General features: G+C 66.5%; 2 protein-coding genes. One reads left to right on the forward strand and one right to left on the reverse strand.

Annotation, left to right across the window (positions count from 1 at the left end):
* Position 1 precedes the first annotated feature (1 nt).
* On the forward strand, positions 2-2,290 hold the full coding sequence (locus D180_RS06210) for a TonB-dependent receptor (RefSeq protein WP_081616417.1): 2,289 nt from the start codon (positions 2-4) through the stop codon (positions 2,288-2,290).
* On the opposite strand, the gene D180_RS24455 is transcribed toward D180_RS06210, so the two are convergent.
* On the reverse strand, positions 2,271-2,534 hold a 264-nt coding region (locus tag D180_RS24455), incomplete at its 5' end, for a hypothetical protein (RefSeq protein WP_232760356.1). The genes D180_RS06210 and D180_RS24455 overlap by 20 nt on opposite strands.

Below are 2,534 nucleotides of genomic sequence, written 5' to 3' on the forward strand. Positions count from 1 at the left end.
GCTGGCCTCGGTCGCCGCCGCCGCCGCCGCGCAGGACAGCGCGCCGTCGCTGGCCGGCAGCGAGGCCCGCCCAGCCAACGCCGCCGGTACTGGCGACGCGGCGACCTCGCTGGACACCATCATCGTCACCGCCGAGCACCGCGAGCAGAACCTGCAGGACGTGCCGGTGTCGGTGGGCGTGGTGCAGGGCGAGGCGATGCGCGACTTCACCGCCGGCGGCGACGACACCCTGCTGGCGCTGTCCGGCCGCGTGCCCAGCTTCTACGCCGAGACCACCACCGGCCGCATCTTCCCGCGCTTCTACATCCGCGGCCTGGGCAATATCGACTTCTACCTCGGCGCCTCGCAGCCGGTGTCGATCATCCAGGACGACGTGGTGCTGGAGCACGTGGTGCTGAAGTCCAACCCGGTCTACGACGTGGACCAGGTGGAAGTGCTGCGCGGCCCGCAGGGCTCGCTGTTCGGCCGCAACACCACCGCCGGCATCGTCAAGTTCGACAGCATCAAGCCCAGCGACGACTACACCGGCCGGGTCACCGCCAGCTACGGCAGCTACAACACCGTCTCGGTCGACGGCGGCATCGGCGGCCCGATCAACGACGTGCTCTCGTTCCGCGTGTCCACGCTGTACCAGCACCGCGACGACTGGGTGGACAACACCTACACCGGCCCGAGCGCCGACGGCACGGTCACCCCGAAGAAGGACGCGATGGGCGGCTACGACGACCGCAACGCGCGTCTGCAGCTGCTGCTGAAGCCGAGCGAGAACTTCTCCCTGCTGGGCTCGTTCCACACCCGCGACTACGACGGCACCTCCACGCTGTTCCTGCGTGGCGCCCTGCGCAAGGGCTCGAACAAGGTCGACGTGCCGCGCGACCAGGTGGCCTACGACGAGGCCCACGATAATCCGCAGGCGTACAAGACCCACGGCGCCTCGCTGAAGGCGATCTACGACTTCGGCGGCGTCTCGCTGACCTCGATCAGCGCCTACGAGACCACCTCCGGCTACAGCCGCGGCGACACCGACGGCGGCGCCGCGGCCAACTTCCCGGTCAACGGCGTGCCCAACGGCTACGGGCAGTCGATGGGCCAGGTGCGCGACCTGGACCAGTACACCCAGGAACTGCGCCTGGCCAGCGAAGGCGACGCCCCGCTGCAGTGGCAGGCCGGTGCGTTCTACTTCGACGGCAAGGACACCACCGATTTCTACCAGCGCGCCTACTTCCTGCAGACTGCCGCGCGCAATCCCAACAACTGGGTGCGCTTGCACAACAGCAACACCTCCTGGGCCGGCTTCGGCCAGCTGACCTACAAGGTCACCGACGCGCTGACCCTGACCGCCGGCGTGCGCCAGACCCGCGACAGCAAGGAGACCAAGCTGCTCAAGACCGCCGACACCGCGGCCGGCGTGGTCACCTACAAGGGCCGCCGCGACGTGCGCCTGGCCGACACCCAGCCGAGCTGGGACCTGAGCGCGATGTATGAGATCAACCCGAACGTCAACGCGTATGCGAAGGTCGCGCGCGGCTTCCGCGGCCCGACCATCCAGGGCCGTTCGGCGGTGTTCAATTCCGACTTCACCACGGCCGACTCGGAAACCATCCTGTCGTGGGAAGCGGGCATCAAGAGCAACCTGTTCGACAACCGCCTGCGCCTGAACGTCACCGGCTTCACCTACACCGTCGACGACATCCAGCTCAACGGCAACGACTCCAACGGCAACGGCGTGCTGTTCAACGCCGACAAGGCCAAGGCCTACGGCATGGAGGCGGACCTTGACTGGCGCCCGATCCCCAACCTGTCGCTGACCGCCGGCCTGAGCCTGCTGCACAGCGAGATCCAGGACAAGCGCGTGTATGCGCAGGTGTGCGGCCTGAACGGCGTGGTGGTGTGCACGGTGAAGGACCCGACCATCCGCATCGGCAACAATACCTTCGCCCAGATCGACGGCAACCCGCTGCCGAACGCGCCCAAGTACAACGTCAACCTGGCCGCGCGCTACGACATCCCGGTCAACGACGGCGGCGCCTTCTTCGTCGCCACCGACTGGAACAAGCAGGGCTACACCAGCTTCGTGCTGTACGACTCCACCGAGTTCACCTCCAACGGCAACTTCGAGGGCGGCCTCAAGCTGGGCTACACCGGCGACTACGGCGCATGGGAAGTGGCCGCGTTCGCCCGCAACATCACCAACGAGAAGAACCTCAAGGGCGTGATCGAGAACTACATGGCGGCCGTGTACAACGAACCGCGCATCGTCGGCGTCTCGTTCAACCTGCACTGGCACTGATCGCAGCACGTCGTAGCACCACGCCGGCAGCACCTGCCGGCACCAGCGGGCGGGAGGGCGACAGTCCTCCCGCCCGTTTGCGTTTTCGCAGCAGTAAATAGCCGGTAACTGTAGCCATAGCCTTTTTGCTCTTTGCTCTTTGCTCTTTGCTTGCGGCTTTGGCTGTTGCTTTTGATCTACCGGGTTCCCTTCCGAAGCGGCGGCCATCAGGGGGAAACACCCGAAGGGCGGCGTACATGGATGT

It is taken from the genome of Xanthomonas sp. SHU 166 (assembly GCF_000364685.1).
Classification (GTDB): Bacteria; Pseudomonadota; Gammaproteobacteria; order Xanthomonadales; family Xanthomonadaceae; genus Xanthomonas_A; species Xanthomonas_A sontii.